Genomic DNA, 24,407 nt, shown 5'->3' with positions numbered 1-24,407 from the left:
TGTGCCCCCACGAACCAGGCCCTAACATCCGAAACCGATCGAAATCCCGAGGGTCCTAGTCCGGCCCGGACACGTGCGAGTGCGTCGGGAAGCCCTCAGGGGGCAGCCCGGTCAGGTGCGCGGCGTGGGCCGAGGGTCGGGTGTCCGTTCCCAGCCATTCGCAGAACAGGACGGTGGCGTCGTCCTGAAGTTGTCCTTGGTGGTGGTCCAGGACGGCGTGGACGACGCGGCGAAGGGTCTCGGGAACCGGTAGCCCGTCGGCGTGGTAGCGGATGAGAAGCTCCACGAACCGAGCGAGGCCGAACTCCGGGCCGCCGGCTCGCCGGGCCTCGGTAATGCCGTCGGTGTAGAGCACGACCCGGTCGCCGGGTTCCAGCTGCTCACGGCACAGATGCACAGGCAGGCCGAGGTCGGTGCCCATCGGGTGGGCCGGCTCGCACCGGAGGCGACTGGTCCAGCGGCCGGCCCGGATGATCAGGGGCAGGTGGTGGCCGCGGTTGACGAAGGTGAGCACGCCGGTGTCGGTGTTCAGGTCGGCGAGGATGCCGGTGGCGTAGCGTCGGCGTTGGAACTGCTCGATCAGGTCGGCCTCGATCCGTTCGCTGGTCTCGACCAGATCGCATCCCTGGCGTCGGGAGTTGCGGCAGGTGGCCATGGCGAGATTGGCTGTCAGCCCTGCCGCCGTGTCGTGGCCCATGGCGTCGAAGATCGACAAATGGACGTGGGTGCCGGACGTCGCGTAGTCGTATGCATCGCCGCTGACCTGGTAGGCGGGCTCCAGAGCCGCCGCGATGACAACACGGCCGTCTGCGTAGGTGCGCGGCGGCATGAGGTGCCATTGCATCTCCGCGCCGACGGCCATGGGCTCGGTCCGCGTGAGCCGGGCGTAGGAGTCGCTGCGGTCCCGCTTGCTCACGACGACCAGGGCGGTGAGTGCGGCCAACGCGTCGGCGTCCTCGCGCACCCTGTCGTCCTCACGGGAGGTGCACACCTTCAGCACTCCCAGGCGTTCGGTGCCGTTCAGCATGGGAACCCACCAGGCGCGGACACCGTCGGCCTGCACGGGGCCTGCAGGGAGGACCTCCCCAGTCTGGTAGGTGCGTCCCGCCAGAGTGCCGTCGATCCGCAACTCCGCCGGATCGTCCCCGGGCTCCTGGCCAGCATCCGCTCCTTTGCCCGTGACCAGCCGCAGGCTGCGCAGCTCCAGGTCCGACACGTACACGAGCACGGCCGGAAACCCGGCAGGGGGAGCGCAGCGACGCAGTGACTCGGGCAGGCTCTCCAGTGGCATGAGGTGGCTGCTCGCCAGCAGGTCGACCAGCATCCGACGTACAGGGCCGTCCCACGCTGTCATCCGGGCACCGCCGATTCCTGAGCACACGCTCACCACCGTTGGCACCAGTCTCCCGGGCCGAACCCGCCGCGCGCACCCCGAGCACGGTGCGGAGCCGGCCTCCCGGCGACCCGGTCACTCGCTCGGGCGGCGTGCGGCCATGAGGTCGGCGCTGGGAGCTCGTACGACCCGAAGGCCTGCGTCCCGGAGTTCGCCCGCGAGCAGCTCGGGGGCGGCAGGCCACATGTCGAAGCACTCGTGCTCCTCGCGCTGGAGGCGCCCGTGCCGTTCCACGCGGTAGGTGAAGACAGCGCGAAGGATTCCGCGGTCGGGGAGCTCGGTGACTTCCGCGCTGTAGAGGTCCGGCCCGACCCGCACCGGCCCGAGCCGTGCCGTCGTCCGGGAGCCGTCCGGGAGCCGGACAGGCGGCGGGTCGAAGAGCAGGAGCCCGCCCGGGAGCAGTGCCGCCGCGATCGCCCTCCAGGTGGCGCGCCTGGTGGCGGGCTCCAGGCAGGCGATGACGTTGGAGGCGATGGCCAGGTCCACGACCTCGCTCAGGCCCGCCGCGTCGAGCGGTTCGGGATGGACGGTGACACGGGCGCGCTGGTCCGCTCCCAGGTGGGCCAGGCGCGACAGCAGGGCTGAGCGCATGGCGACCGCGGGTTCGACGGCGTGGACCGGCAGGCCCGAGGCGGCGAGAACCACCTCGGTGACGACCCCGCTGCCTGCGCCGACGTCGAGGACACCGTGGCGGGCCTGGGCGGCGGCCTCGGCGAAGCGCCGCTGAGCGAGGCGCCGGTCGGTCTCTGCCTGCAGGATGTCGTAGAACTCCGCGGACACTGCGTAGCTGCTGTCCGGGGTCTGGTCCGTCATCGCGGTGCCGATCCACCGGCGCCGTCGGCGTGACGGAGTGTGTCGCTCAACGTGCTGTCGGCATGGAGCAGCGCAGCAGCCGGCATCCACAGCATCCTTCCGCCTGTTCCTGAGCCCGACGTCCCGAGGCTACGTTCCTTCGGTACCGGCCGCGCGCTCGGGACGCGTGCATGCTCAACGTCCGGTGGCAGGCCGGCGCGGACGTTCGAAGCTCCCGGTAGACCCGTCGCGTGGGTTTGCGGCGCGGCAGCGGGGTAGGCGCGCCCCACAGCAATCGGACAAGGACGGTGTGACCATGCCACGCGGATCGAGTCCCAAGCGGGAGCGGCAGTACGAGCACATCAAGGACAGCGTGCTGGAACGCGGTGAGAGCGAGGAGCGCGCCGAGGAGATCGCCGCACGCACGGTGAACAAGGAACGGGCCCGGCACGGGGAGTCGAAGACCGCCAGCCGCAGTTCGGTCGAGGACATCTCCTCCTCGCGACGCGGCGGTCTCCGGTCGCACAGCGGTGCCCAGGGCCGCACCTACGACCAGTTGTACAACGAGGCCAGGCAGCGCAACATCCACGGCCGCTCGAAGATGAACAAGAAGCAGCTGGAAAGCGCCCTCGGCCGATAGGAGCCCACCGATCATGGGGACCGTTCCCGTGCCGCACGACCCTGACGCCGCCCCGGCATCGCCGCCTGAGCCGCCGTCACCGCCCGCACCCGCGGACCCTGCGGTGACGCCGGATCCCCCGGCACCGCCGGGCGCCCCGGTACCCCCGCCGGAACCACCCAGGCCGGGGCCGGCCTCGGACCCGGCCGCGCCGGAGCCGGGGGAGCCCCGCCCTCAGGAACCACCCGACTGAAGCTCTCGCGGCGCGCCGTTGCGGTCAGCGGTGCCCTCCGCCAGTCAGTCGGGCGTGCCGATTGCCGCCAGGGCGGCCTCGCGGCTGGGATGCGTGGGGAACAGCGCGGTGACGTCCGTGATGTCCAGGACGCGTGCGGTCTGCGCGGGCACGGCGGCCAGGTGGACGGTGAGTGCGTGCTTCAAGGCCGCCGCTCGCAGGTGCAGCAGTGCGTTCAGTCCGGTGGAGTCGAAGAAAGTGACGGAGGCCAGATCGACCACCACGGCGCGGACGGCGTCGAGGGGGGAATCAAAGGTGAGGGCATCCGCTGCACTCATATCGAGGTCCCCACCCATCGTGTAGACCAATACGCCGTCGGCGCGGAGCTCGCGGTGACAGGTAGCGGACGGCGCGCTCGAACCGCAGGGGAGCACGTCCTTGGGGCGGCGCTGGCCGGCAAGCGAGACCGGCCCCGCGCTCCTCGGCGGGGGGAACGGGTGGTCGGGATGATCGGCCCACTCGGATGCGATGTCCTGCAGGTCCTGCCACAGCGCCAGGACCCGCTGCTCCTCCACGAGCAGGCTCGGCAGTTCGGGATGCTCTTCCGCCATCTGAAGATAGGCGTCCACGCCCAGAAGGGCTCGCTCGACCGTGTCCAGTCGCGGATTAACCCGTCCAGTCGCTGCGTGACCGTTGTCGCTCGGCCGAAGAAGGCCTTCACGTCCAACCGGCTCGGCGAACGTAGGTGCGCCGAGCCGGGCACGCAGGAAGGCGGCGAGCCGGGTCAGTTCGCTCCTGTTCATCGAGATCGCCCTCCTCCGTCGGGTGGGGACGCGCGTGCACCAGGGACAACCAAGGGCGCACAGTCTGATGCCGAACACCAGGCTCCGCCCAGGTCAGGCAAGCTGTCAAGATTTACACGAAAGAATTGTCGTTCTTCACAAAGCGTGAAATCACAGTCGTAAGATGGCAAACATGGAGCACGTCCCAGGTCCCCGCGCGACGTGGACATTCCTCACCAACCACGCCCGGGTTCTCGTGCAGATCTCGCGGGACCCGGGTGTGCGGGTGCGCGACATCGCCACCCGCTGCCTGCTCACCGAACGGGCGGTCCAGCGCATCATTACCGACCTGGAACAGGGCGGCTACCTGGCTCACACCCGCGTCGGCCGCGCCAACAGGTACCAGGTCACCGCCGCCATCCCGCTGCGCCATCCCGCTGATGCCGGCCCCACCGTCGCCGACCTTCTGGCGCTGCTCACCGCGGAGCCCAGTGCCCCCGCCGTGGATGGCGACGGCGTCGTGAGCAACTCACCGAAGGACGCGGGGTCGGCCAGAACATGACGACGGCTGGCGCCGCGCTGTGCAACGCGGCCGCATGCCCAGCGTCAGCCAATCTGTTCGGCCAGAGCGACGATGATGCCCGCAGGGCCGCGGAGGTAGCAGAGCCGGAAGATGTTCTCGTACCGCGCGACCTCGCCGAGGAGTTCGGCACCGTGGGCCCGCAGGCGGGCGATGGTGTCGTCGATGTCGTCGACGGCGAACATGACGCGATGCAGGCCCAGCGTATTGGGCGGAGGATTCCGCGGCTCGGCTTCGAATACGGCGGGGGCGTGGTACTTGGTCAGCTCCAGCTTGCTGTGGCCGTCCGGGGTCCGCATCATCGCGATGTCGCTGCGGACACCGTCGAGTCCGACAGTGCGGTCCGCGAAGAGGCCTTCGATCTGCGCCTGGCCTTCCAACTCCATGCCGAGCGCGCTGAAGAAGGCGACAGCCGCGTCCAGATCGTCGACCACGACGGCGACGTTGTCCATCCGCTGAATAGCCATGCCTCTGACACTAACGACTCGATCCCCGGGAACACAGAATTGGTCGCGACCTCACACTCCTCGCGGCGGATCCGCGTAGGGGCTGCCGCGGCGTCCGGTCAAGGCCAGCAGCCGGGTCTGCGGCTCAGAGTCCTCTGTGAGGGGCAGCGGCGCGTCGAACAGGCCGGAGCTGGCGAGCCGGTCGGCGTACTCGGACAGTTCCTGGAGCGCGAATGAGATCAGAGGGGCGGGCAACCGTTCATCTGCGCCGACTGCGCGAGCCAGATCCCAGCTGTGGACCACCGTGTCCATGGTCAGTTGGCTCACCAGGTGCCGGGCTCGGGCGCGGCCGGACCACAGCCGGACCGTGCCGTCGAGGGCGTGGAGTTCGTGGACGGAGTCCTGGGCCTCGGTGGCGGCCCGCTTGAACGCGAGCACTGGGTCGGAGCCGAGGCGGTCTCCGTCCAAGCTGTCGCCGACGGCGGTGGCCGGGGTTCCCGCGAGCAGCGCAGGCAGCCACAGGTGCTCCACCGTGACGTGGTTGACCAAGTTGCGCACCGTCCACAGCCTGCAGGGGGTCGGTTCACCCCACTGGTCGGGGGTGACTCCCCGGACGAGCCGGCCGAAGTGGTCCATCGCGCTGTCGTAGGCGCAGGTCAGAGGGAGAGATTTCTGCCTGTGGGTGACCATGGTGCTACTCCTTGCAGCGCTCCGGGCGGACAGTCCGGACTGAGCTGATGCCCATGTCCGCCGAGATGACACTTCCGGAGCACAGCCAGGCGGGGGCTGGGGCCTCACCTTGCGTCACCCAGGACGGGCTCTCGCGCCGCGCCGCGGGCAGCGGGTTTCCGCAGCGACGGCGGAGACCTCGCGCAGTCCTCCCGAGCTGGCCCGTCAAACCGCGGTGCCGGAACCCGCGTCGGCCTGGGCTGTCTCGTCCGCCTCGCCTGGCTCCCGGTGGGCGAGATGGCCGCCGATCAAGCCACCCACGCCGGCGACCGCCAGCCCGGACCACCCCAGTACCCGCCCGCGTGCCCAGCGGCCGCGCAGCCGCGCGCACAACGAAGCTGTGTAGAGGGCGCTTGCCGTGAGGTTGGCTGCGGAGTGAACCAGCCCGGCGCGCTGCCGCTCCGGCGGGAGATCGGCCCAGTCGATCCAGCCCGTCAGGGCGGCGGGCGGGACGCTCAGCAGCCCCAGCGCGATCAGGCCGCTCGACGCGCGGCGCTCGCCGGGGAAGAGGTCGAGCACGGCAGCGCTGGACCAGCAGCCGATCGGGATCTGGACGAGGGCCGGATGAAGCCGGTGCCCCAGCCACTCCCCGCGCAGCGCGTTCCGGACCGGGTCCAGGGCGGTGGCGGTGGCGCCGCGGCGGACCAGCGTCACGAACGGATCCAGCCACGTCAAACCGTCGAGCGCGTCGAGGGCGCGGCGCACGGGCTGGTCGTCGAGGACGTCGTCGGCGGTCGCGGCAGCGGTGGTGTCCATAGCGAGCGCGTAACCACTGGGCTCACTGCGCAAACGGCGGCTGACCCCACGCCCCCCGCACGGCCCCGTTCGAGGCGGGCTCTACGCCGGCCGGAGGCCGATTGGGGCATGGCCGGGATGCCGGTCGCGCCGTTTGGTCATGGGGTGAGGCGTTGGGTCACGCCGAGAGGGCCGAAGTAGTCGGCGGTCTTGGTGCGGTAGTCGGCGAAGGCTTCGGGGGTGTCGGCCCGGTAGTCGGGGGCGCGTCGCAGGTGTCTCTTGGTCGCCGCGACGCGGACTGTCCCCGCGTCGCGGTCCACTTCGGTGATGAGTCCGGCGGGGACCGCCAGGAGCCTACCGAAGATCCAAGGGCCGGTGTTCACCATAAGCAGCCCGGTTCCGGGTGCGTCCACGGTCCGAAGGATGGTCCCGAGCCGTCCGTCCTCGGCTTGGACCGTGTACGTGGTCAGGCTGCCCAGGCCGGGGAACTCCTCGAGTTCGTAGTGGAACAGCCATCGGGCGGGTGGGGACGGGGTGCCGGACATGACGACCCTCCTGGTGGTGAGACGGGCTCTGCACGACGCGTCTGCCCTGCTCGCCGTGCCGTACACGCGTCCAGAGGAAAGGGCCTAACCGCCCTGCTCCGGTCCGGCCTTCCCCGGTTCCCGCTCCACCGCGCCGTTGGGTGTCGAGCGGTTCCGCGAGGGGTCCGGCAAGGGTTCGCTCCGGCCTCCCTCCTCCTCGGGGGACGGGAAGCTGCTGCCGACCCGTTGTTCGGGGCGCCTGAGCTCCTGTCGTGCGATCGCGTCGAGCACGCGCTCGTCCGCGCGGGTCAGCGGAGGTGGAAGGAGCGAGCGCGGCCACAGCCGCCGCATCCTCACGACGTTCACCTCGGCGGCGTAGATCGAGAGTTGGGCACCGAGGTAGAGCCACCAGAGCAGGCCGAGCACGGTCCCGAAGAAGCCGTACACCTGCGTGCTGTGACGCAGGGCGTGTGCGACCAGGGCTCCGCCGAAGGCCTGGAGTGCCGTCCAGCACGGACCGGCGACCAGGCATCCGGGCAGAAGGCGGCGCAGGGGGATCTCCGCGGGGGTGAGAATGCGGAAGCAGCCCACATACAGGGCTGTGTTCAGGAGCACCGAACCCAGCAGTCCGAGTACGGTGATCAGCGTCCCGGGGCCGGAGACGCCGGTCAGCAGGCCGGTTGCCGTCGAGACCAGCAGGAGTCCGAGTCCGAGCGCAAGGATCAGGAACAGTGAGCGGACCAGCCGTGGCCAGTAGCCGGGGCGCCGTACGTTGGGGATGTTCCACACCTGCGCCATGGCGAACTGCAGACTCTGGGCCACGCCCAGGGATCCGTACAGCAGCCCGAGGCAGCCGAGCGACACTGCGAGGACGCTGCCCTGGAGCGAGTGCACGTTGCTACGGAGCTGATCGCCGATCACGGGGAAGTCGGCCAGTGCCGAGTTCAGCACGCTGTTCTGCAGCCCAGGGTCGCCCCGCAGAGCGAAGCCCAGCGCGGTGGTCAGAAGCAGCAGCAGCGGGAACAGGGCGGCGAAGCCGTAGTAGGTGATCAGGGCGGCGAGTTGCCCGCCGCGGTCGTCCCCGTACTTTCGGATCACGCCGACGACGAAGCCCGGTGCTCGCCGGCGCCGCTGCCATCCGTCGAGCCTGAGAATCGCGCGTTCGAAGATGTTCACGGCAGCCAGCCCCCGTCGCCGGGCCGAGCACGGGTGTGCGGCAGCGAATCGGAGGCGGCTGGGTCGTGCTGGGCTGACATCGACGTTCACTCCTCCCGTCGGCCGCAACAGCTCCGCTCCTTCGGGCGTGTGCCCGGAGTAGGCCGACCCACACGCCGGGGTGCGCCGGACATCTGCGCGGGAGTGGGGATGGAACGCCGAGTCGGCATGCCTGTTGTGCCGGATACGCCGGGTTTCAATCTGGGCAGCAGGGTTAGTCGCGCGGTGGGCCCGCAGCCTGCGGTCCAGGGAGGGGTTTGTCGAGGAGGCCTCCATGAGCGGTTTCGAGCTACGAGCCGAGCATCGGCCCGCTAACCCGGGCAGAGCAGTGCGGCTGTGGCATGTTGTTCCCGCAGGTCGCCTGACCGGTTTGTGGCGGTACCTGACCGAGCCGGTTGGGGAGGTACGTCCGATCGCCGACGTGTGGTGCGTCGATCTGGACCTTCGCTGCCCGGCATGCTGGACCCACTACTCGGTGGTTACTTCCGAGCTGCCGACCTGGTTGGAACCCGGCTCCCGGAGTTCGCAAGGTGATGGGTCGGCGGCCTCGGTCCAGCCCGCGGCCGCCGGTGGTGGCCAGCAGGCGTGACCTTCCAGGGCGCGGGCGCGACGTACGTCGGCCCGACGGCACCGGGTGGTGGACAGAACAGGTGGGCGGTGCCTTGTTTGGGCGGGTCGGGCGCGGTTAGGCGCAGAGCAGCCAGAGCCGACCGGACGTGAGCCGACGGGCCTCCTGGGGGACTGCCCCGGGGCCGCGGACACCCGCGACATGCGGGCCAGGGAGGGATGTGGACATGGGGCGCGGGCCGGAACTTCCGGGAGCAACGGAGCAGGCGTGGCAGTGGCAAGAGCGGGCTGCGTGCGTCGGCCTGGACACCAGGCTGTTCTTCCATCCCTCAGGGGAGCGGGGCGAGGGCTACGAGGCCAGGGAGCAGGCAGCCAAGGACGTCTGCGCGGCCTGCCCCGTTCTGCGTCAGTGCCGCGACTACGCCCTCGACGCCTGGGAGCCGTACGGAGTGTGGGGAGGCCTCGGCGAGCACGAACGACTCGACCTTCTGCGGCGTCGCCGGGCGGCTCGGTCGCGGCGTGGACATGAGAAGCGTCGAGCCGACGAGGCGCGCAGGCCGCGTTCACGTGCTTCGGGGTCGGCCCGTCACTCCACCGGGTCTGGCGGGCGTGGATGACCTGGGCGCCGCTGCGGTTGGGGCGATTCGCGGATCGGCTGCGCGGCGCGCTGCCCTGAGTCGCTGAACGTCAGGATGGCCCGAACGGGTGGCAATCTGGCGCCCCGCGCCCTGTCGTCCTGCCCGCTATGACGACAGGGCGCCACCCTGGAAGCTCCGGGTGCATTCCGAACGATCGGCAGGTGAGGAGTCGTCATGCTGGAGCGTGCGGCGGTCAAGCAGGGGACGAAGGTCACGTTCGTTCTGCCAGAGGGCGAGGACCGCCCGGTCAGCGTGGTCGGGGACTTCAACGACTGGACGCCCGGCGCGCACATGTTCCAGATGCGCGCGGACGGATCCCGCGCGGTCAGCGCTGTCCTGCCGAAGGGGCAGGTCACCGCCTTCCGGTACCTCGCCGACGGCGGGCACTGGTTCGACGACCAGGCGGCCGACCACCACGACGGCTCCAACGGCTACGTGCACACCTGAGCGGGTGGGCCGCGGCCTGTCAGGTCGCGGCCGATCCGCTCGTTTGGTCGACAAGCATGCGGACCAGGCCAGTCTTTCCGTTGTTGCGCAGCTCGCGGCGCTGGCGCACGGCGCCGTTGCCCTCTCGCAGGAGCCGGTTGACCATGGGCAGGATCTGCTCCCCGTCACCGCTGTGCTCCAGCGATGGGGCGGCGTAATCGAGCAACGAGTCGAGGGCTTCCGCGAAGGGCCGCATCCGGCCGCAGATCGGATCCAGTGCCTCGCCCGCGCAGCCGTCGCGAGCACCGTGCCACACGGCGGCTGCCAACGTCTCCGGAAGGACCTGTGGGCTCGAACGCCCGGCACTCAGGTCAGCGATGGCGCGATCGGCGAGAGCACGCACGAGGCCGGCGAGGGTCACCGCCTCGTCCACTCGTGTCTGGACGTCAGCCGCGCGGATCTCGATGGTGGGGTACCGCTCCGAGAGCCGGATGTGCCAGTAGATCTGTCCCGCGTCCCGGATCATGCCTCCCTCGGCGAGGGCGCGTGTACGCCGCGCGTATTCCTCCGCACTGGCGAAGTGCGGGGGTGGTCCGCTGACTGGCCAGCGACTGAACACCAGTGTTCGCCAGCTGGCGAAGCCGGTGTCGATGCCCTGCCACATAGGGGAGTTCGCCGACAGGGCCACCAGGAGGGGGAGCCAGGGGCGCAGCGCGTTGAGCACGCCGACCTTCGTCGCGGGGGCAGGAATGCCGAGATGGATGTGCATCCCGTTGATCAGCTGTTCGTCGGTGAGTTGCGGGGCGTCCGCGTGGATGCCGCGGTAGCGCCGGGTGGCGGTCACGGGCATGACCAGTCGGTCGGCGAAGGGGGCGGCACCGCACGCCACGAGCCGGCAGTCTGCGGATTCGGCGGCATGGCCAAGGGCGTGACGCATCCGCAGCAGATGCCCTTCGACTTCCCCGAGCTCGTGGCAGACGGGCGTGGCGACCTCTACCTGCGCCTGGAGCAGCTCGCGCTGTACCTCGTCGCGCTCCAGCGTCGGCTGGAGGTCGGCGGCGCGACACACCTGGGCGGCGCGCGCGACCGGCAGACCGGTGGCCGGATCGATCAGGAGGTACTCCTCCTCCACGCCCAAAGTGATCACGGACTGCGCATACCCGGGTCTGGTGGGGCGAACCGCCCCGGCTGCCCTGAAGGGGTGTACCGCGCGTGCGGGTGACAGCCCGCCCAAGCCCGGCTGGGCCGGAGGCGCGCGCTGCCCGAGTCGACCCGCTCGGAACCGTCACCTGGGCTCGGCCACTCTCAGCGGTGCGGGGCCGTGCGAGGGATCTGGTCGGTGTCGAACTCGCCGTCGGCGATCATTCGGGCGAGGTGAGAGAGCTGGTGGTGGTGGGCGCGGGCGTAGGCGCGGAATGCCGCGAATGCCTCGTCCGTGGTGACCTGCCAGCGCTCGGCCAGGATGCCCTTGACCTGTTCCAGGACGATGCGGCTGGTGAGCGCGTACTGGAGTTGTCCGCGCTCGGTCTCACTGTGGGCCAGGGTGCGCTGCTGCAGGATGGCGATGGTGGCCACGTCCGCCAGTGCCTGGGCCAGGGCGGTGTCGGCCTCGCTCAGGGTGTTGCCCCTGGTCTGGAACAGGCCGAGAGTGCCGATGACGCGCCCGCGCAGCCGCATTGGGATCGCGTTGGTGGACAGGAAGCCGGACTGCAGGGCGGCCGGGGTGAACTGCGGCCATGCCTGCGAGATGTTCGGATCCGTGAGGTCGATGTTGGTGCGGGGCCGGCCACTGCGGTAGCAGTCGACGCAGGGGCCCTGGTCGTGCTGCAGGGCGAAGAGCTCCAGCAGCCGGGTGTTCTCGTCCGAGGCGGCCAGCACCTGGAGCACGTCGTGCTCGTCGGCCAGCAGCACCCCGCAGGCCGCGACGTCCAGCAGTTCCACGCAGCGTTCGGAGAGCCGGTGGAGGAAGTCGATCAGGTCGAAGTCGTCGATCAGGGAGTCGGCGACCTCCACGAAGACCTGGGTGAGTTGCTGCTCGCGGGCCATGGCGTTCAGTCCTTGTCTGAGACGGGCGACGGGTTTCCGTTGCCGTTGCCGTTGAGGTCCAGGCGCAGCCGCCGCGCGACCACGTCCCGGGAGACGTCGGTGAGGGGTCGGCCGCTGCTGTAGGCGTGTGCGCGCAGCCGCAGCAGCGCCTGGGGCAGGGATACGTCGAGCTGGACACTGACCATGCCGGTCGCCTGGTGCACTACGGCGTGCAGCAGGGCGCCACCGTCCGGGCCAGGGACTGTGCTTCCCAGGGCACGCCCGGTCAGCGCGTGCGCCAGCACCTGCGCGTCGGCGACCTGCCCATCGGTCAGCGACCCCGCGGTCCGGCGGACCAGGGTCAGCACGCCGACGCGGATTGCCCCGATCCCCATCGGGAAGCTGAACACCGCGCGGGCCGCCAGGCCGGCGGCCTCCACGCTCAGAGCCGGCCAGCGTTCGGGCCGCACCAAAGCCAGATCGGGTACCAGCACCATCGCACCGCTGCGCATGGCTTCGGGACCGGGGCCCTCTCCGAGGGTGAACTGCAGGTCCTCGAAGCTTCCGGCGGCCTCGTCGGTGCACCACATCAGCTCCGCCCGGTCACCCCCGGTCGCCAGCGAGACCGTCAGCCCGCTCACGCCCAGGGTCCCCGCGGCCAGCGCGGCGACTGCCGCTGCGGCGTCGAACCCGTCGTCGCCCTGGAGCAGTCGCAGAACCTCGGCCATGCCGTCACTGATCACCGGTTGTCCTGTTCCGGACGACCCTGGGGCGTCGCAGGTCCCGGCGGCCCGAGAACGTCAGGGCTGTCGTGTCGACGGTGATAGCGCGTGCCCCCGTGTCCGGATGGGTCCCAGCGATGCCGAGCAGGCGGACGGTCAAGCTCTTGCTGAGCGCCTCGGCCACCGTATCGGTCTTTTGGGCGCGCGGGCGCGCACGCAGCATGGGTCCCTCCTGCGACGGCGGCCACGCCGAGGGGAGGAGGGTCTGTGTCCGGCTGATGCGCTCCATCGCGACTCCCTCAACCAACTCCTACCGAAGGTGGAGCCTGGCCGACCGCGTTGCCGGAGCCGGCAGTGGTTGTCGGGGGCTCGGACGGCCGGAGCAGGCTGTCGCCCAGGGCCCAGAGCTCCACGGCGCCGGGATCGCCCTCCGCACGGTCCTCCCAGACTCGCACCTCGACGCGATGGGGCATGGCTCCGCCGCTGAACTGCCGGCCCTGGAGCTCGGCCAAGAGGTGCTGACGGGCCAGTTCCTTCGCGCTGATGGGCAGGTCCTCGGGTTCGCTCGCGGCGATGACGCGGGCGTCATGCCCCGCCACTTCTGTGATCCGAAGTTCGCAGCAGTACATCAGGACCTCCTTACCCGCCGCTGCTACCCGGATCCCGACTCCGCAACCGTTGGGTGGCGGGCGGCCGGAGGGTCCCTTGGGCGGCCCGGGAACCGCTTGGGCCGCCGCCAGGTCCGCGCAGGACGAGGGCCGCGGCGACCGCGACGAGAGCACCGAGCAGTGGCGCGGTGAGGTAGATCCACAGACTGTGCAGGTCTCCGCTGACCAGTGCGGGCCCCAGGGAGCGGGCCGGGTTCATGGACGCCCCGCTCACGGGGCCGGCCCACAGGCCGCCGAGCACGATGTACGCGCCGACGCCGACCGCTGACAGCGGTCCCAGGTTCTGTGCGCTGGAGGCGGTGCCCAGGATGGTGCTCACCAGCCCAAGGGTCAGGACTGCTTCGACGACGAAGGCCTGGCCGGTGGTGAAGCCAGGCCCCGGCAGTGTCGCGCCCAGGTGGGCGACGTCGCCGAAGGTCGCCCGAAGCACGACGCAGGCCAGCAGCGCCCCCGCGCACTGGGCGGCGACATAACCGGGCACGCGGCGCCAGGCGAAGTCACCACGCAACGCGAATGCGATGCTCACCACCGGGTTCAGATGAGCCCCGGAGACCGCGCCCATGAACAAGATCACCACGAGCACGGTCAGGCCGGGTGCGGTTACCTCCGCACCCCGCCCGATCTGGCCGTGCGTGACCGCGTCCAAGACGGGCGCTCCTGCACCTGCCAGGACGAGCAGAAAGGTCCCGAACAGCTCACTGAACAGCCGTCGGCTCTCGTAGGCGAGGTCGGTGAAGTCGAGGGCCCACACCGGTTCACGTGCCAGCGCCGCTGCGAGCTGTCCTCCATGCCGCTCCCGCACGACCGCGTCGAGGCGCTCGTGCTCGTCGCCCCGGTCCGACGGTTGCTCGTCGCTCGGCTTGTCGTGGCCGCTCACGGTGTCCAGGTCCTGGTTCAGTCGGTTGTCGTTGGCAGGTCGACGAGGTGGCAGGCGACTTCGGATGACCGTGCCTTGCCTCCAGGGGGGCGATTCAGGGGAGCAAGACGCTCTCTGTACGGGTCAGGGCGAACAGCCGGGCGACTGCCCGTGTCGGATGGTGCAGTCGCACAGTGGCTCCGACTGCTGCCGCGCAATGGTGGGCGTGCAGGAATGCGCTCAGGCCGGTGCAGTCGCAGAAGTCGACGGAGGTGAGATCGACGTCGATGGTGCGCGCGCCGTCGAGCAGGCACCGCGTCAGGGCCTGGCGAACCAGCGGGGCGGACTCCAGGTCGATGTCCCCGATCAGGGTGATCTCCGCGTTGATGCCGAGATCGTTCCGCTCGACTGCGAACGTCGCCGGCTCCGCTCCAGGTTGGGGAGGGCCGTGGCGTCGAGTCACGATGCTTTTTGCGGACATCCAGATCTCCTCGGCAGTCCGGGCTGTGAAACCGCCGAGGTCTGGGGCAGTAGGTGCGAGGCCGCCGGAGCGGCCTGGGGCCGGGCGCGAGGGAGCTGCGTCGTAGCGGCTTCAACCGTTCATGCCGACCGAATCAGACAGATGTTCTGCTGCGAACTGTACGACGTGCCGAGGCCGGTTGCTACACCCGGAATGCGCTGAATGCCGAGCTCCGAAAGTGAGCCTCGCTGTGGCCAACCCGGTGCTAGATGGCGGGGGTGGTGACGCTCTGGAGCCCGGCCAGGAGGATGTCGAGGCCGCGTTCGAGTTCGGCGGCTCCGTCGTAGGCGGCCAGGACGGAGGCGAGGCCGCGTAGGTGCGGGAATTCGTGGATTGGTAGGCGGTGCAGGCCCAGGCGCAGCAGGTCGTCGGTTTCCTCCGGCTTTTCGACGATTTCCTGGAGTTCGTTCAGGATGTGTCCGTGCAGGAATCCGAAGAGCGCGCGGTAGATGTGCAGGGCGTCGGCGCCGCTGAATCCTGCCTGGGTGAGCAGGGCGAGAATGTCCTCGAGCGGGCGCAGGGTGCCGCGGGGGCGCAGCGCGAGCGGGGTGGCCAGCGGGCGGGTGACGAGCAGGGGGACGACGTGCGGGTGGGTCAGTGCGATCCGTCGGAACTGGCGTGCTACCGCCCGTAGTTGGGCAATCCAGTCGGTGTCGGTCGAGTCCACGGTGAGTTCCGTCAGCACTGTCTCGGCGACTCCGTCGAGTAGGTCGGCCTTGTTCGTGGCGTGGCGGTAGAGGCTCATCGGGTCGCGCCCCAAAGCGCGGGCCAAGCCCCGCATGGACAGCTTGTCGATGCCTTCGCGGTCGACCATTTCCAGGGCGCAGGCCAGCATGCGCGCTCGTGTGAGCTTGCCGTCCGGGTGGGGCTCGCTGTCCTGGGGGGCGGAGTCCGCCGAGCTGGCGTTCATGCCATCACCACCTCTCGTGAGGGTTGGCCCCTCGGTCCCAAGCTGCCAGGTCATCCAAAGCGATGCGTAGACCTACGGTGTAGACATCAGTCTAGTCGAGGAGTTAACTGTAGGTCTACGGCGTATATCCCTTTTGGGAGGAACGCGTCATGATCATTATCCTCGGACTCGTCATCCTCGCCGCCGCAGCCGTCCTGGCTGTGGCGGGATTCTTCAGCAACACCGGCAGCGCGCACGCCGTCAACGGCGCGTTCTCCGTGTTCGGCCACCACATGACCGGTTCTACCGGAACGCTCTTCCTGTTCGGAATCATCGTCGGCGCCGCCGGCATGCTGGGCCTGGGCCTGCTCCTGGCCGGTGCCCGCCGTACCTCCAGGCGTGGCCTCGCGGCCCGTCGCGAACTGCGTCACTCACGTCGTGAGGTGGCCGCCGCAGACAAGGACCGCGACGCCCTGATCGACCAGCGCGACGTCGCCCAGTCCCAGGCCGAGACCGCTGGGCAAGAGCGCGATGCGGCCGCGGAGCAGCGGGACGGACTCCTTCGCACGATTCGACGTGTCCGCGCCGAATCTCCGGGTACACGCACCGGCGAAGCCGAGGGGGATGGCGAACACGACTCTCGCCGGCACCTGATGGGACACCGTCCCAGCCGCAGCTAGCGGCCGCGACTCGCCAGGCTCCCACGTCCGGTTGCCGGACGTACCGAACGCAACCACCGAGAAACGAAGGGCAACGCCATGAGCATCGCCAAGAAGGTCGCCCACAAGGCCGAAACGGTCAAGGGGGGCGCCAAGAAGGCCGTCGGCCGCGCCACGGGCGACCGCGCTCTGGAGGCAGAAGGCCGCACCGACCAGGTCAAGGGCGACACCAAGCAGGCTGGCGCCAAGATCAAGGACGCCTTCAAACACTGACCACCGGGGCCCGGACTCGGACCCTCGAAGCAAGGACAGCGCATGAACGACATCTGGGGTTACGGCCCCGCCTCGCGGTACTCCTCCGGCATGGACCTGACCGGCTACAAGGTCGAGGCCAGAGACGGTCATGTGGGCAAGGTCGACGACGCCACCGACGAGGTCGGCTCCGCGTTCGTCGTCGTCAACTGCAAGCCGTGGCTGATCGGCAAGCACGTGATGCTGCCCGCAGGCACCATCACCGTCGTCGACGCGGGCGAGGAGACCATCCACGTCAACCGGACCAAGGACGAGATCAAGAACGCGCCTGAGTACAACCCCGAGCTCCACCGGGACGACCCCACGTACCGCAGCACGCTGGGCGGCTACTACGGGTCCCACGCCCGCTGAACCACCACGGCGCAGCCCGACCTCCGCCGCTGACGGAGAGGGGGCTGCCCGCCCTACGGGACTCAGGTTCCGTAGGGCGCCCGAGGCCCGCTGAAGCCCCGCGCCCAGCCACGGAGGCCGGGGTGAGGAAACCGCCAAGAAGGCCCAGAAGGGCCAACACGACACCCCCGGGGCCGGTCGCAGCGGCCCAGCGGGACCCGTGCCCAGTCCCGCGGTTGGCGGAAGGGGCGCGTGAGATCACGTGCCGAACGAAGTAAGGAAGTGTCCCTCATGGTTCTCTTGATCGTTGTCCTGCTCCTGGCGCTGGTCCTGGGCGGAGCAGGGTTCGCCCTGCACGCGCTGTGGTGGATCGCGCTGGTCGTTCTGGCCGTGTGGCTGCTCGGATTCGTCTTCCGCGGCGACCGCGCCGGCGCGGGCGGCCGTGGTCGCTGGTACCGCTGGTAACACATACGAGCCCGTCCCTGAGGCCGCCCCAGCGGCGACCTCGAGGCGGACTCGCAAGCCGACAGTCCTTGCGCCGCTGCGCACGCGCTCGGAAGGGGGGCGGCTCACCAACTGGTGGTGCGCCAAATCCCGGAGGACCTGATGCCCCCCACACGTCTGACTGCGGGGACCCCGCGAACCACTTCCGCAAGGCCCCCCGAAACGTCCCCCGCCCCGCCCCTTGGGCTCCCGGAACCGGCGCAAATTCCCCGTCTGCCGGCACCGAACTGCCTGACCGTCGACGAGTCGCGTGAGCTCTCCCGGGTGCTGTTCCAGCGGCTGCGGTCCCTGGACGAGGGCGGGGACGACTACTCGTACGTTCGCAACACCTTGATCGAGCTCAACGTGGCCCTCGTGCGGGCCTGCGTGTCCCATTATCGGCACCGCACCGAACCCACCGATGATCTCATCCAGGTCGGCATCGTCGGTCTGATCAAGGCCGTCAACCGCTTCGACCCCGACCGGGGTGCGGAGTTCGCGACTTTCGCGTTGCCGACCATCGACGGAGAACTCAAACGCTTCTTCCGCGACTCCAGTTGGGCCGTGCGCGTGCCGCGGCGCCTGCAGGAGATGCGACTTCGAATGGCCCGCGCCCAGGACGATCTCCAGCAGCAACTCGGACACGAACCCAGCGACGCCGAACTGACCGACCGACTCGACGCCACCGAAGCCGAGATCGCCGCCGGGCGGATCGCAACGAACGCCTATACGGCCGGAACACTGGAGCCTGCCGCCGACTCCGGGGAATACGACGGACCTCTCAGCCGCCGCCTCGGCTACACCGACCGCGGGCTGGAGGGCGTCGAGATCCGGGAGTCCCTCAGGCCCGCCATCGCCGCACTTTCCGACCGGGAGCGCGCCATTCTCGCGTTGCGATTCACCGGGGAGCTCACACAGGCTCAGATAGGCGCCCAACTGGGCATCTCCCAGATGCAGGTCTCGCGCATCCTGGCCCGGGTCCTCAGCCGGCTCCGTGCCGCCCTCCTCGTCGAACGGTGACGCGGCCGAACGCCCGGCTGGCACGCTGAGTCCAGTGGCCCCCCTTGCGCCACATGATGCCCGGGCCGAACCGCGTCTCCGACTCACGGGAGGCGACGAGGTCCTGCGTGCTCCAGTTCGGCCCAGACCGACTTGCCGACCACATCACGGCGGGAGGTGACTCCCCAACGGTCACAGAGCAGCCCGACTACCTGCAGTCCGTACCCGCCCACGCTCTCCAGAGGTTGGGTGCGGCGGAGTGCGGGGAACTGTGGGGCGGTGTCGAAGACTTCGATACGCAGCAGGTCGGGCGGGGTCCACACGAGCTCGAGCAGCCGGGCCCCACCTCCGTGTCGGCCGGCATTGGTCACCAGCTCGGACACCGACACCAAGGCGTCCGCCATCAGGTCGACGTCGTCCGACCCGTCCCGAGGGTGGTCCAGCCCCCACGCAGTGATCGTTCCGCGCGTGAACGCCCGGCTGGCGGCCGCAGCAGCGTCGAGTCCGCTCAGTTCCAGCCGTCGCGCTCGCCCGTACGTCGGGACTCCCCGGTCGCCCGCGGAGCTGTGACGGCCGAAGTGCATGGCTCTGCTCCTCACTGTGATCCGACGATCCTGCGACCTTGGGCATAGACCGCCTTGGCTTGAGGCCGCAGGTCACCTGCCCCCCTTGGCTCATGCCCGGGTCGCGCCAGACCAAGCAGCGACTCGGGATCTGATTCAGGCACGCGAGTCGCCAAGGACATCGGGCTGACAGCGGTCACAGGAGCGGCACAACTGACGGGTGTGGCGTGTGGAACGGGGGTATCCGCGCGGTTGCAAGGAGCAGCAGGACCCCATTGGGACTCAGTATCCGCGACGCGCTGGCACAGATGCGGTCCACGAGGATCCGGCCGTCCGGCCCGGCGTCCCAAGCATGGCCGTGCACAGGCTGGAAGAGGTCGCCGTGGCGGCGGACCTGGATCCCGGGCCGTGCAGGGCGGCGTTGACCCGAGCCGTGGCGAGTGCGGTCCAAGACACGTCGACCGCTGTCACGCTTGCGCCGTGCTGGGCGGCGCTCGCAGCTCCCGCGCCGCTGCCGGTGCTCACGTCCAGTACGCGAGCGTTCCGGCTGAGCCCGTCGACGTCGAAGGCCTTGATCAGGAGCTCGGTCTCACCTTGGGCCCGGTACACACCGGGCGGTGTGATGAGGAGCATGGTACGCGGGTGCCCAAAAGTGCCCAGCTGATGTACTACGCCGGGCGGGTGAGGTGTTCTAGCGTGCCCGTGCGGCGGTGCGGGCCAGGTTGTCGAGGAGCTGCCGGTTGCGCAGATGGAGGGCGAACTCGGTGGGTGGCCCTTGCAGGCGAGCCCCGAGGCCGCGCAGCGGGTGTTCGTCGAGGATGACCAGCGTGTTCCTGGCCCAAGGGATGAGTGTGAAGGCGATCCGGACGGTGCCGAAGGGCTTGGCACTGGCTTCGAGTTCCAGCCGCCGAGCGCTTTCGCAGATTCTCACCTCGCAGGTGTCCTCGAAGGTCCACGGTCCCAGTCCCGCACGGAACCGCAGTTGTGCGCCGACCGCCGGCCAGCGGCTGTCGGCGTGAAGGATCTCCTTGGTGCCCACGACCCACTGGGCGTAGCTCTCGCCGTCCGCCAGGGTGTCCCAGACCTGGCTGGGTGGGTATTCGATCAGTCGCTGGCGCTGCGCCATGTTCGCTCGTCCTTTCCGGGGGTGCCCTGCTTGGTCGCTCCTGTCACGTGCGTGGTGGATGGCCGCTCAGCAGCCGCTGGGCCGCGCTCAGTCCGGGTGAGAGGATCCGTCCCGCCATGACGCGATGCGAGCGCAGCGCGGCGCGCGCCGCGTTGGCTCCGCAGGCGCCGTGCACGCCGCCGCCGGGGTGGGCCGAGGCGGAGGCAAGGTAAAGCCGCTCGATGGGTGTCTCGGGTCTGCCCGTGCCTGGGGAAGGCCGGAAGACGAGTTGCTGGTGGATGGCGCTGGTGCCGCCGTTCAGGGCGCCGCCGACCAGGTTCTCGTCCAAGTCCTGCAGCGTGGGCGGGGCCAGGATCCGCCTGGTGGTGATCAGTTGCCGGAAGCCGGGGGCGAACCGCTCGACCTGCTGCTCCAGGCGGTCGGCCATCGCCTCGCTTTCGCGCGAGTTCCACCGCCCGGTGATGGCGTCGTCGCCCAGATCGCCTGCGATCCGCTGCGGGACGTGGGTGTAGACCCAGGCTGACTCGGTGCCGTCGGGGGACCGGCTGCTGTCCGCTGTCGTCATCTGCCCCAGCAGCGCGAACGGGTGACGGGGGAGGCGGCCGGTGGCCACCTGGTGGGCGTAGTCGCTGAGCTCGTCCATGTCGGCACCGAGGTGGACGGTACCGGCTCGCGCGGCCGATGGCGCAGTCCAGGGGATCGGGCCGGACAACGCCCAGTCGACCTTGAAGGTGGAGAAGTCCCACTGGAACCGTCGCAGATCCCGGCGCAGTTCTGGCGGGAGGTGCTCCCAGTCCACGAGCTGCCCGTACAACGTGGTGGCCGCCACGTCGGCCAGCACGGCCCTGACGGCGCGGTAGCACTGGCCGTCGGCGGTGCGCACTCCCAGGGCTCTACCGCCCCGCACGATCACCTCCTCGACGCGCTGGTTGCAGTGCACTCGGCCGCCGATCGATTCCAGCCTTCGTACCAGGGCGTGGGTGAGGTTGGAGGAGCCGCCGACGGGGACCGGCCAGCCAACGTGCTGGCCGAGCATGGCCATCAGCCAGCCGAAGGCGCCGCTGCCTGCGGCCTCGGGCGCGAGGTCGGTGTGCAGGGCGCAGCCGGCCAGCAGCAGACCGGCACCGGGCTCGGTGAACTCCTCCTGAGCCAGGCGGCGGACGGGGAGCGTCATGAAGCGTGCTGTCGGGAGGAGCTCGGTGGTCCGGAGCCTGGCCGCCATCGCCGCAGCCGGTTTGAGCGGCGGGAAGGGTGTGAACAGGCTACGCAGCAGGTGGGGATCCAGGTCACTCCACAAGGCGGTGAGTCGCTCCCATGCGGCCGCGTCGGCGGCGCCGAAGCTGTCCTCGAGCTGGTCGCGGGTCGCGGTGGGACCCCGATGGAGGGTGGCGCAGCGGCCGTCGGGGAGCGGATGGGCGAGGACGGTCGGGGCATGGCTCCAGGCCAGTCCGTGCCGCTCCAGGTCGAGGGTAGCGATGGCGGGCGAGGCCTTGGCCAGGGGGTAGAAGGAGCTGAACAGGTCGTGGACGAAGGCGGGGTCCAGACCGTTGTCGCTGCGGACCGCTCCGCCGGGCAGTGGCTGGGCCTCCAGGACCTCGACCTCCCAGCCCGCGTCGGCGAGTAGGTTCGCTGCCACCAGCCCGTTGGGTCCTGCACCGATGACGATCGCGTCGGGCATGTCGCTCCCTTGCACCTCAACCCCGCGAAGCACGCCGTCCGGCGCTTCGGGAGGCACTCGGCGGCTGGCTATGGGCGGTTGCGCCGCCGCGTGATCGCAGCGGCGAAGAGACCGGATGTGACAGCGAGGGCGATCGCGGCGTGGTGCTGGGAAGCCCACAGCTGGGGGCTGCGGTGCGTGGCGCGGGCGTCGAAGCTGCCGTGGGCGGTGTAGTCGTGGCCGTTGGCTCCGTCGGCCGGCTCCCACAGGTTGGTGGCGTGGTGCTTGTCCTGGGGGCGGTTGTCCTGTTGCGAGGAGAAGCCGGTTCTGGCCAGGTAGCGGTCGAGCAGCGCCGGAACGACGGCGTTGGCGATGAGCGTGGCTGTCGTGCTGCCGCCGACCCAGTACTCGCGGCGGTGGGGGTGGTCGGCCGCGTGGACCACCGCGCGGGCGGCGACCTCGGGCTGGTAGATCGGCGGGACCGGCTGGGCAGGTTTCGGCAGTCGGGACAGGACCCAGTCGAACTGGGGCGTGTTCACCGCCGGCATCTGCACCATCGTGGTGCGCACACGGCTTCCGTCGTGCAGGAGTTCGCAGCGCAGCGCTTCATGGAAGCCCTGGATGGCGTGTTTGGAGCCGCAGTACGCGGTCTGCAGGGGGATGCCGCGGTAGGCCAGGGCGGAGCCGACGTGCACGATCGTGCCGTAGTCGCGGGGCTTCATGCGCTTCAGGGCGGCCATGGTGCCGTAGACGTAGCCCAGGTAGGAGACCTCGGTGACGCGCCTGTACTCGGCCGGTGAGATGTCGGTGAACTGGGCGAACACCGAGGTGAAGGCGCAGTTCACCCACACCTCGATCGGACCGAGTACCTCCTCCGCCCGCGCGGCGGCGGCCTCGACCTGGTCGGGGTCCGCGACGTCCGTGGGGATGGGCAGGGCCTGGCCGCCGAGCCGTTTGACGTCGGCGGCGGCGCCGTCCAGCCCAGACGTGCCGCGGGCGAGCAGCGCCACCTTCGCCCCGCGGGCGGCGAAAGCCTGGGCGGTGGCGCGTCCGATGCCGCCGCTGGCGCCGGTGATGACGACGACTTGTCCGGTTGGCGGGGTGTTCACGAGGGCCTCCAGGGCTGGGAACGGGTGGTCAGGGTTCGGGCCAGGGTGTGGCGAGGCGGTGCGCGGACTCCAGCAGCAGGGCGTGGACGAAGGCCTGGGGCAGGTTGCCGCGCAGCTGGCGTTGGGTGACGTCGTACTCCTCAGCGAACAGGCCGGGGGTTCCGCAGGCGGCCCGGTTGCGTTCGAAGCAGCGGTTGGCCTCGAGCGTGCGGCCCTGCTGGTGCAGAGCGAGGGCCGCCACGAAGCCGCAGAGCAGGAACGCGCCTTCGGTCTCCTCCAGGGGCTGCGCGTTCTGCCGGAAGCGGTAGACGTAGCCTTCCTCGCTGAGCTCCGTCATGACGGCGACCAGGGTGGCCCGGGTGCGTGGGTCGTGAGCGGGGACGGCGCCGCGGATGGCGGGGATCAACAGGGCCGAGTCGACTCGTTGGTCGTCCGGGGCGCGCTGCCATCGGCCGGTGGGGTGCAGGCAGTCGCGCGCGGTGTCGGCCAGGATGTGCTGGGCCAGTTGCCTCCACTGGGTGCGCTGTGCGGCCGGGGCGTGGGCGGCGATGGCGTGGAGCCCTGCGACGCAGGTGAGGCGGGAGTGGGCCCAGCGCCGGTTGTCCAGTTCCCAGATGCCGGCGTCGGGTTCGTGTCCGCGTTCGCGGATCGCCGCCACGGCGGTTTCGACGGCTCGCCAGTGGTCGCGATTGAGCAGGTCGTGGCGGGCGGCGGCGGCGAAGAGCGTGAGCGTCTCCCCGAGGGCATCGAGTTGGAACTGGTGGGTTACCCAGTTGCCGACCTTGTCCGTGCCGCCGGGGTACCCCTTCAGATCGAGGGGCTGTTCGTCGGGGACCGGCCCGCCCGCAACGGTGTAGGCGGGCTTGAGATCCGGTCCGTCGGCCAGGACACGTGTGGTGACGAAGCGGAGTGCGTCGTCCAGCAGCGGATGGGGTCCGAGGGCTGCCACGGCCTGGCCGCAGTAGCTCTGGTCGCGGATCCAGGCGTAGCGGTAGTCGTAGTTGCGTCCGGCCTCGGCCCGCTCGGGCAGGCTCATGGTGGCTCCCGCGACCATGCCGCCGCTGCGGCTGGTGAGTCCCTGCAGCACGGTGTAGGCGTGCCGGGCGTCGCGGTCGGCGACCGTTCCGGTGATCGCGGGTACCGCCTCCCGCCAGGCGTCTGCCGTCTCCCGCCACTGGGATTCGGCGTCAAGCGGCTTTCGGCGGAGAGGCTGGTCGCCGATTTCCAGGACCAGGTCGCGGTGTCGGCCGGCGGAGACGGCGACCCGGGCCCGGACACCGCCTTCCGGCCGTTCGATGGCGTCGGGCAGGCCGGTCCAGCGCAGATGGAGGTGCCCGCAGCGGGCCGTCCAGGCGTCGCCCTCGCGCCGCAGGTCGCTCACCGGGTGGCGTCCGAAGTCCGCCTGCGGGTCGAGGACCACCTGCACCTCGGTGTCGCCGTCGACGGCCTGGATCCGGCGGAGGATCCGGGCGGTGTGCGGGTCGGCGGGGAGGGCGAGGGCTTCGCGGCACTCGATGATCTGGCGGGTCGTGACCCAGCGGCTGTGCCAGATCAGCGTGCCGTCCTCGTAGAACCCGCCCCACACGAACGGTGTGTCGGCGGGGGTGACGGCGAAGACACCGCCACCGCCGATGAGCGCGGAGAACACGGCCGGGGAGTCCCATCGTGGCGCGCACATCCAGACGATGTCGCCGCGCGGGCCGACGAGGATGCCGCGCTCGCCGTCCGCGCACAGTGCGTACTCCCGCAGCACATGGAGAGGGAACTGCTCCGTGCCGGCGGCTGGTCGCGGGTTCGTCATCGGGCTGTCT

31 protein-coding genes are annotated in these 24,407 nt (G+C 70.2%); 9 read left to right on the top strand and 22 right to left on the bottom strand.

The window, feature by feature from the left end; translation table 11 throughout:
* Positions 1-55 precede the first annotated feature (55 nt).
* Positions 56-1,354 (bottom strand): PP2C family protein-serine/threonine phosphatase, encoded by a 1,299-nt coding sequence (locus tag BMY61_RS03990; protein WP_042448447.1) that lies wholly within the window; start codon positions 1,352-1,354, stop codon positions 56-58.
* A gap of 114 nt (positions 1,355-1,468) precedes the next feature.
* Positions 1,469-2,206, bottom strand: a complete 738-nt coding sequence (locus BMY61_RS03985) for a class I SAM-dependent methyltransferase (RefSeq protein WP_042448444.1) — start codon at positions 2,204-2,206, stop codon at positions 1,469-1,471.
* Positions 2,207-2,501: 295 nt separating this feature from the next.
* Here BMY61_RS03985 and BMY61_RS03980 point away from each other — a divergent pair, with 295 nt between their 5' ends.
* Positions 2,502-2,825 carry a hypothetical protein gene (locus BMY61_RS03980; RefSeq protein ID WP_042448441.1) on the top strand — a complete coding sequence of 108 codons (324 nt, stop codon included), beginning with the start codon at positions 2,502-2,504 and terminating at the stop codon, positions 2,823-2,825.
* 276 nt (positions 2,826-3,101) lie between these two features.
* Here the strand turns inward: BMY61_RS03980 and BMY61_RS43925 are convergent, their stop codons facing one another.
* A complete protein-coding gene (locus tag BMY61_RS43925; RefSeq protein WP_082015063.1) occupies positions 3,102-3,839 on the bottom strand; it encodes an STAS domain-containing protein in 738 nt (245 codons plus the stop codon).
* A gap of 172 nt (positions 3,840-4,011) precedes the next feature.
* Here BMY61_RS43925 and BMY61_RS03970 point away from each other — a divergent pair, with 172 nt between their 5' ends.
* On the top strand, positions 4,012-4,380 hold the full coding sequence (locus tag BMY61_RS03970; RefSeq protein ID WP_082015062.1) for a helix-turn-helix transcriptional regulator: 369 nt from the start codon (positions 4,012-4,014) through the stop codon (positions 4,378-4,380).
* A gap of 44 nt (positions 4,381-4,424) precedes the next feature.
* Here the strand turns inward: BMY61_RS03970 and BMY61_RS03965 are convergent, their stop codons facing one another.
* The 5 genes from BMY61_RS03965 to BMY61_RS03945 all read right to left on the bottom strand — a co-directional run bounded on the left by BMY61_RS03965 (position 4,425) and on the right by BMY61_RS03945 (position 7,930).
* Positions 4,425-4,865, bottom strand: coding sequence for a VOC family protein (locus tag BMY61_RS03965; protein ID WP_042448438.1), 441 nt, complete (start codon positions 4,863-4,865; stop codon positions 4,425-4,427).
* 51 nt (positions 4,866-4,916) lie between these two features.
* The gene (locus tag BMY61_RS03960; RefSeq protein WP_052438747.1) at positions 4,917-5,534 is read right to left on the bottom strand and encodes a TIGR03086 family metal-binding protein; all 618 of its coding nucleotides are present in this window, start codon (positions 5,532-5,534) and stop codon (positions 4,917-4,919) included.
* 204 nt (positions 5,535-5,738) lie between these two features.
* Positions 5,739-6,329 carry a DUF2231 domain-containing protein gene (locus BMY61_RS03955; protein ID WP_052438746.1) on the bottom strand — a complete coding sequence of 197 codons (591 nt, stop codon included), beginning with the start codon at positions 6,327-6,329 and terminating at the stop codon, positions 5,739-5,741.
* 137 nt (positions 6,330-6,466) lie between these two features.
* Complete coding sequence (locus tag BMY61_RS03950; protein WP_052438745.1) at positions 6,467-6,853, bottom strand: hypothetical protein; 387 nt, start codon at positions 6,851-6,853, stop codon at positions 6,467-6,469.
* Positions 6,854-6,937: 84 nt separating this feature from the next.
* Complete coding sequence (locus BMY61_RS03945) at positions 6,938-7,930, bottom strand: YhjD/YihY/BrkB family envelope integrity protein (protein ID WP_161791263.1); 993 nt, start codon at positions 7,928-7,930, stop codon at positions 6,938-6,940.
* A gap of 911 nt (positions 7,931-8,841) precedes the next feature.
* Between BMY61_RS03945 and BMY61_RS03940 the strand changes: the two genes are divergently transcribed.
* Positions 8,842-9,231, top strand: a complete 390-nt coding sequence (locus BMY61_RS03940; RefSeq protein WP_082015074.1) for a WhiB family transcriptional regulator — start codon at positions 8,842-8,844, stop codon at positions 9,229-9,231.
* Positions 9,232-9,426: 195 nt separating this feature from the next.
* Positions 9,427-9,699, top strand: a complete 273-nt coding sequence (locus tag BMY61_RS03935; RefSeq protein WP_042448429.1) for an isoamylase early set domain-containing protein — start codon at positions 9,427-9,429, stop codon at positions 9,697-9,699.
* A gap of 19 nt (positions 9,700-9,718) precedes the next feature.
* Here the strand turns inward: BMY61_RS03935 and BMY61_RS03930 are convergent, their stop codons facing one another.
* The 8 genes from BMY61_RS03930 to BMY61_RS03895 all read right to left on the bottom strand — a co-directional run bounded on the left by BMY61_RS03930 (position 9,719) and on the right by BMY61_RS03895 (position 15,379).
* Positions 9,719-10,810: a carboxylate-amine ligase gene (locus BMY61_RS03930; protein ID WP_236656041.1), complete on the bottom strand. Its 1,092-nt coding sequence runs from the start codon at positions 10,808-10,810 to the stop codon at positions 9,719-9,721.
* A 173-nt stretch (positions 10,811-10,983) separates the two neighbouring features.
* Entirely contained in the window at positions 10,984-11,724 is a 741-nt protein-coding gene (locus BMY61_RS03925; RefSeq protein ID WP_042448423.1) for a GAF domain-containing protein, read from the bottom strand.
* A gap of 5 nt (positions 11,725-11,729) precedes the next feature.
* Positions 11,730-12,431 (bottom strand): ANTAR domain-containing protein, encoded by a 702-nt coding sequence (locus BMY61_RS03920; RefSeq protein ID WP_042448797.1) that lies wholly within the window; start codon positions 12,429-12,431, stop codon positions 11,730-11,732.
* Between the two features lie 4 nt (positions 12,432-12,435).
* The gene (locus tag BMY61_RS03915) at positions 12,436-12,648 is read right to left on the bottom strand and encodes a hypothetical protein (RefSeq protein ID WP_143094154.1); all 213 of its coding nucleotides are present in this window, start codon (positions 12,646-12,648) and stop codon (positions 12,436-12,438) included.
* A 76-nt stretch (positions 12,649-12,724) separates the two neighbouring features.
* Positions 12,725-13,024, bottom strand: a complete 300-nt coding sequence (locus BMY61_RS03910) for a hypothetical protein (protein ID WP_143094153.1) — start codon at positions 13,022-13,024, stop codon at positions 12,725-12,727.
* 40 nt (positions 13,025-13,064) lie between these two features.
* Complete coding sequence (locus BMY61_RS03905; RefSeq protein ID WP_201777571.1) at positions 13,065-13,970, bottom strand: MIP/aquaporin family protein; 906 nt, start codon at positions 13,968-13,970, stop codon at positions 13,065-13,067.
* A 94-nt stretch (positions 13,971-14,064) separates the two neighbouring features.
* Complete coding sequence (locus BMY61_RS03900) at positions 14,065-14,430, bottom strand: STAS domain-containing protein (RefSeq protein WP_082015060.1); 366 nt, start codon at positions 14,428-14,430, stop codon at positions 14,065-14,067.
* Positions 14,431-14,674: 244 nt separating this feature from the next.
* Positions 14,675-15,379, bottom strand: coding sequence for a TetR/AcrR family transcriptional regulator (locus tag BMY61_RS03895; protein WP_042448413.1), 705 nt, complete (start codon positions 15,377-15,379; stop codon positions 14,675-14,677).
* Positions 15,380-15,528: 149 nt separating this feature from the next.
* Here BMY61_RS03895 and BMY61_RS45885 point away from each other — a divergent pair, with 149 nt between their 5' ends.
* The 5 genes from BMY61_RS45885 (at position 15,529) to BMY61_RS03870 (ending at position 18,162) form a co-directional block, all read left to right on the top strand.
* Complete coding sequence (locus BMY61_RS45885; protein WP_042448410.1) at positions 15,529-16,038, top strand: hypothetical protein; 510 nt, start codon at positions 15,529-15,531, stop codon at positions 16,036-16,038.
* A 78-nt stretch (positions 16,039-16,116) separates the two neighbouring features.
* Positions 16,117-16,290 carry a CsbD family protein gene (locus tag BMY61_RS03885; RefSeq protein WP_075003746.1) on the top strand — a complete coding sequence of 58 codons (174 nt, stop codon included), beginning with the start codon at positions 16,117-16,119 and terminating at the stop codon, positions 16,288-16,290.
* A gap of 42 nt (positions 16,291-16,332) precedes the next feature.
* The gene (locus BMY61_RS03880) at positions 16,333-16,680 is read left to right on the top strand and encodes a hypothetical protein (protein ID WP_042448408.1); all 348 of its coding nucleotides are present in this window, start codon (positions 16,333-16,335) and stop codon (positions 16,678-16,680) included.
* Positions 16,681-16,950: 270 nt separating this feature from the next.
* The gene (locus BMY61_RS03875; RefSeq protein WP_042448405.1) at positions 16,951-17,124 is read left to right on the top strand and encodes a hypothetical protein; all 174 of its coding nucleotides are present in this window, start codon (positions 16,951-16,953) and stop codon (positions 17,122-17,124) included.
* 141 nt (positions 17,125-17,265) lie between these two features.
* Positions 17,266-18,162, top strand: a complete 897-nt coding sequence (locus tag BMY61_RS03870) for a SigB/SigF/SigG family RNA polymerase sigma factor (protein WP_042448788.1) — start codon at positions 17,266-17,268, stop codon at positions 18,160-18,162.
* Positions 18,163-18,245: 83 nt separating this feature from the next.
* Here BMY61_RS03870 and BMY61_RS03865 read toward each other — a convergent pair whose 3' ends face one another.
* The 6 genes from BMY61_RS03865 to BMY61_RS03840 form a co-directional block, all read right to left on the bottom strand.
* Positions 18,246-18,725 (bottom strand): ATP-binding protein, encoded by a 480-nt coding sequence (locus tag BMY61_RS03865; RefSeq protein ID WP_042448402.1) that lies wholly within the window; start codon positions 18,723-18,725, stop codon positions 18,246-18,248.
* 261 nt (positions 18,726-18,986) lie between these two features.
* Entirely contained in the window at positions 18,987-19,337 is a 351-nt protein-coding gene (locus BMY61_RS03860; RefSeq protein ID WP_075003745.1) for a methyltransferase, read from the bottom strand.
* Positions 19,338-19,395: 58 nt separating this feature from the next.
* Positions 19,396-19,830, bottom strand: coding sequence for an SRPBCC family protein (locus tag BMY61_RS03855; protein WP_052438743.1), 435 nt, complete (start codon positions 19,828-19,830; stop codon positions 19,396-19,398).
* Between the two features lie 43 nt (positions 19,831-19,873).
* On the bottom strand, positions 19,874-21,508 hold the full coding sequence (locus tag BMY61_RS03850) for a phytoene desaturase family protein (RefSeq protein WP_042448400.1): 1,635 nt from the start codon (positions 21,506-21,508) through the stop codon (positions 19,874-19,876).
* Positions 21,509-21,576: 68 nt separating this feature from the next.
* A complete protein-coding gene (locus tag BMY61_RS03845; RefSeq protein ID WP_042448398.1) occupies positions 21,577-22,596 on the bottom strand; it encodes an SDR family oxidoreductase in 1,020 nt (339 codons plus the stop codon).
* A 28-nt stretch (positions 22,597-22,624) separates the two neighbouring features.
* A complete protein-coding gene (locus BMY61_RS03840) occupies positions 22,625-24,397 on the bottom strand; it encodes a glycoside hydrolase family 15 protein (protein ID WP_042448396.1) in 1,773 nt (590 codons plus the stop codon).
* Positions 24,398-24,407: the final 10 nt, after the last annotated feature.

It is taken from the genome of Streptacidiphilus jiangxiensis (genome assembly GCF_900109465.1).
Taxonomy (GTDB): Bacteria; Actinomycetota; Actinomycetes; order Streptomycetales; family Streptomycetaceae; genus Streptacidiphilus; species Streptacidiphilus jiangxiensis.
This window is presented reverse-complemented; position numbering and strand designations above follow the sequence as displayed.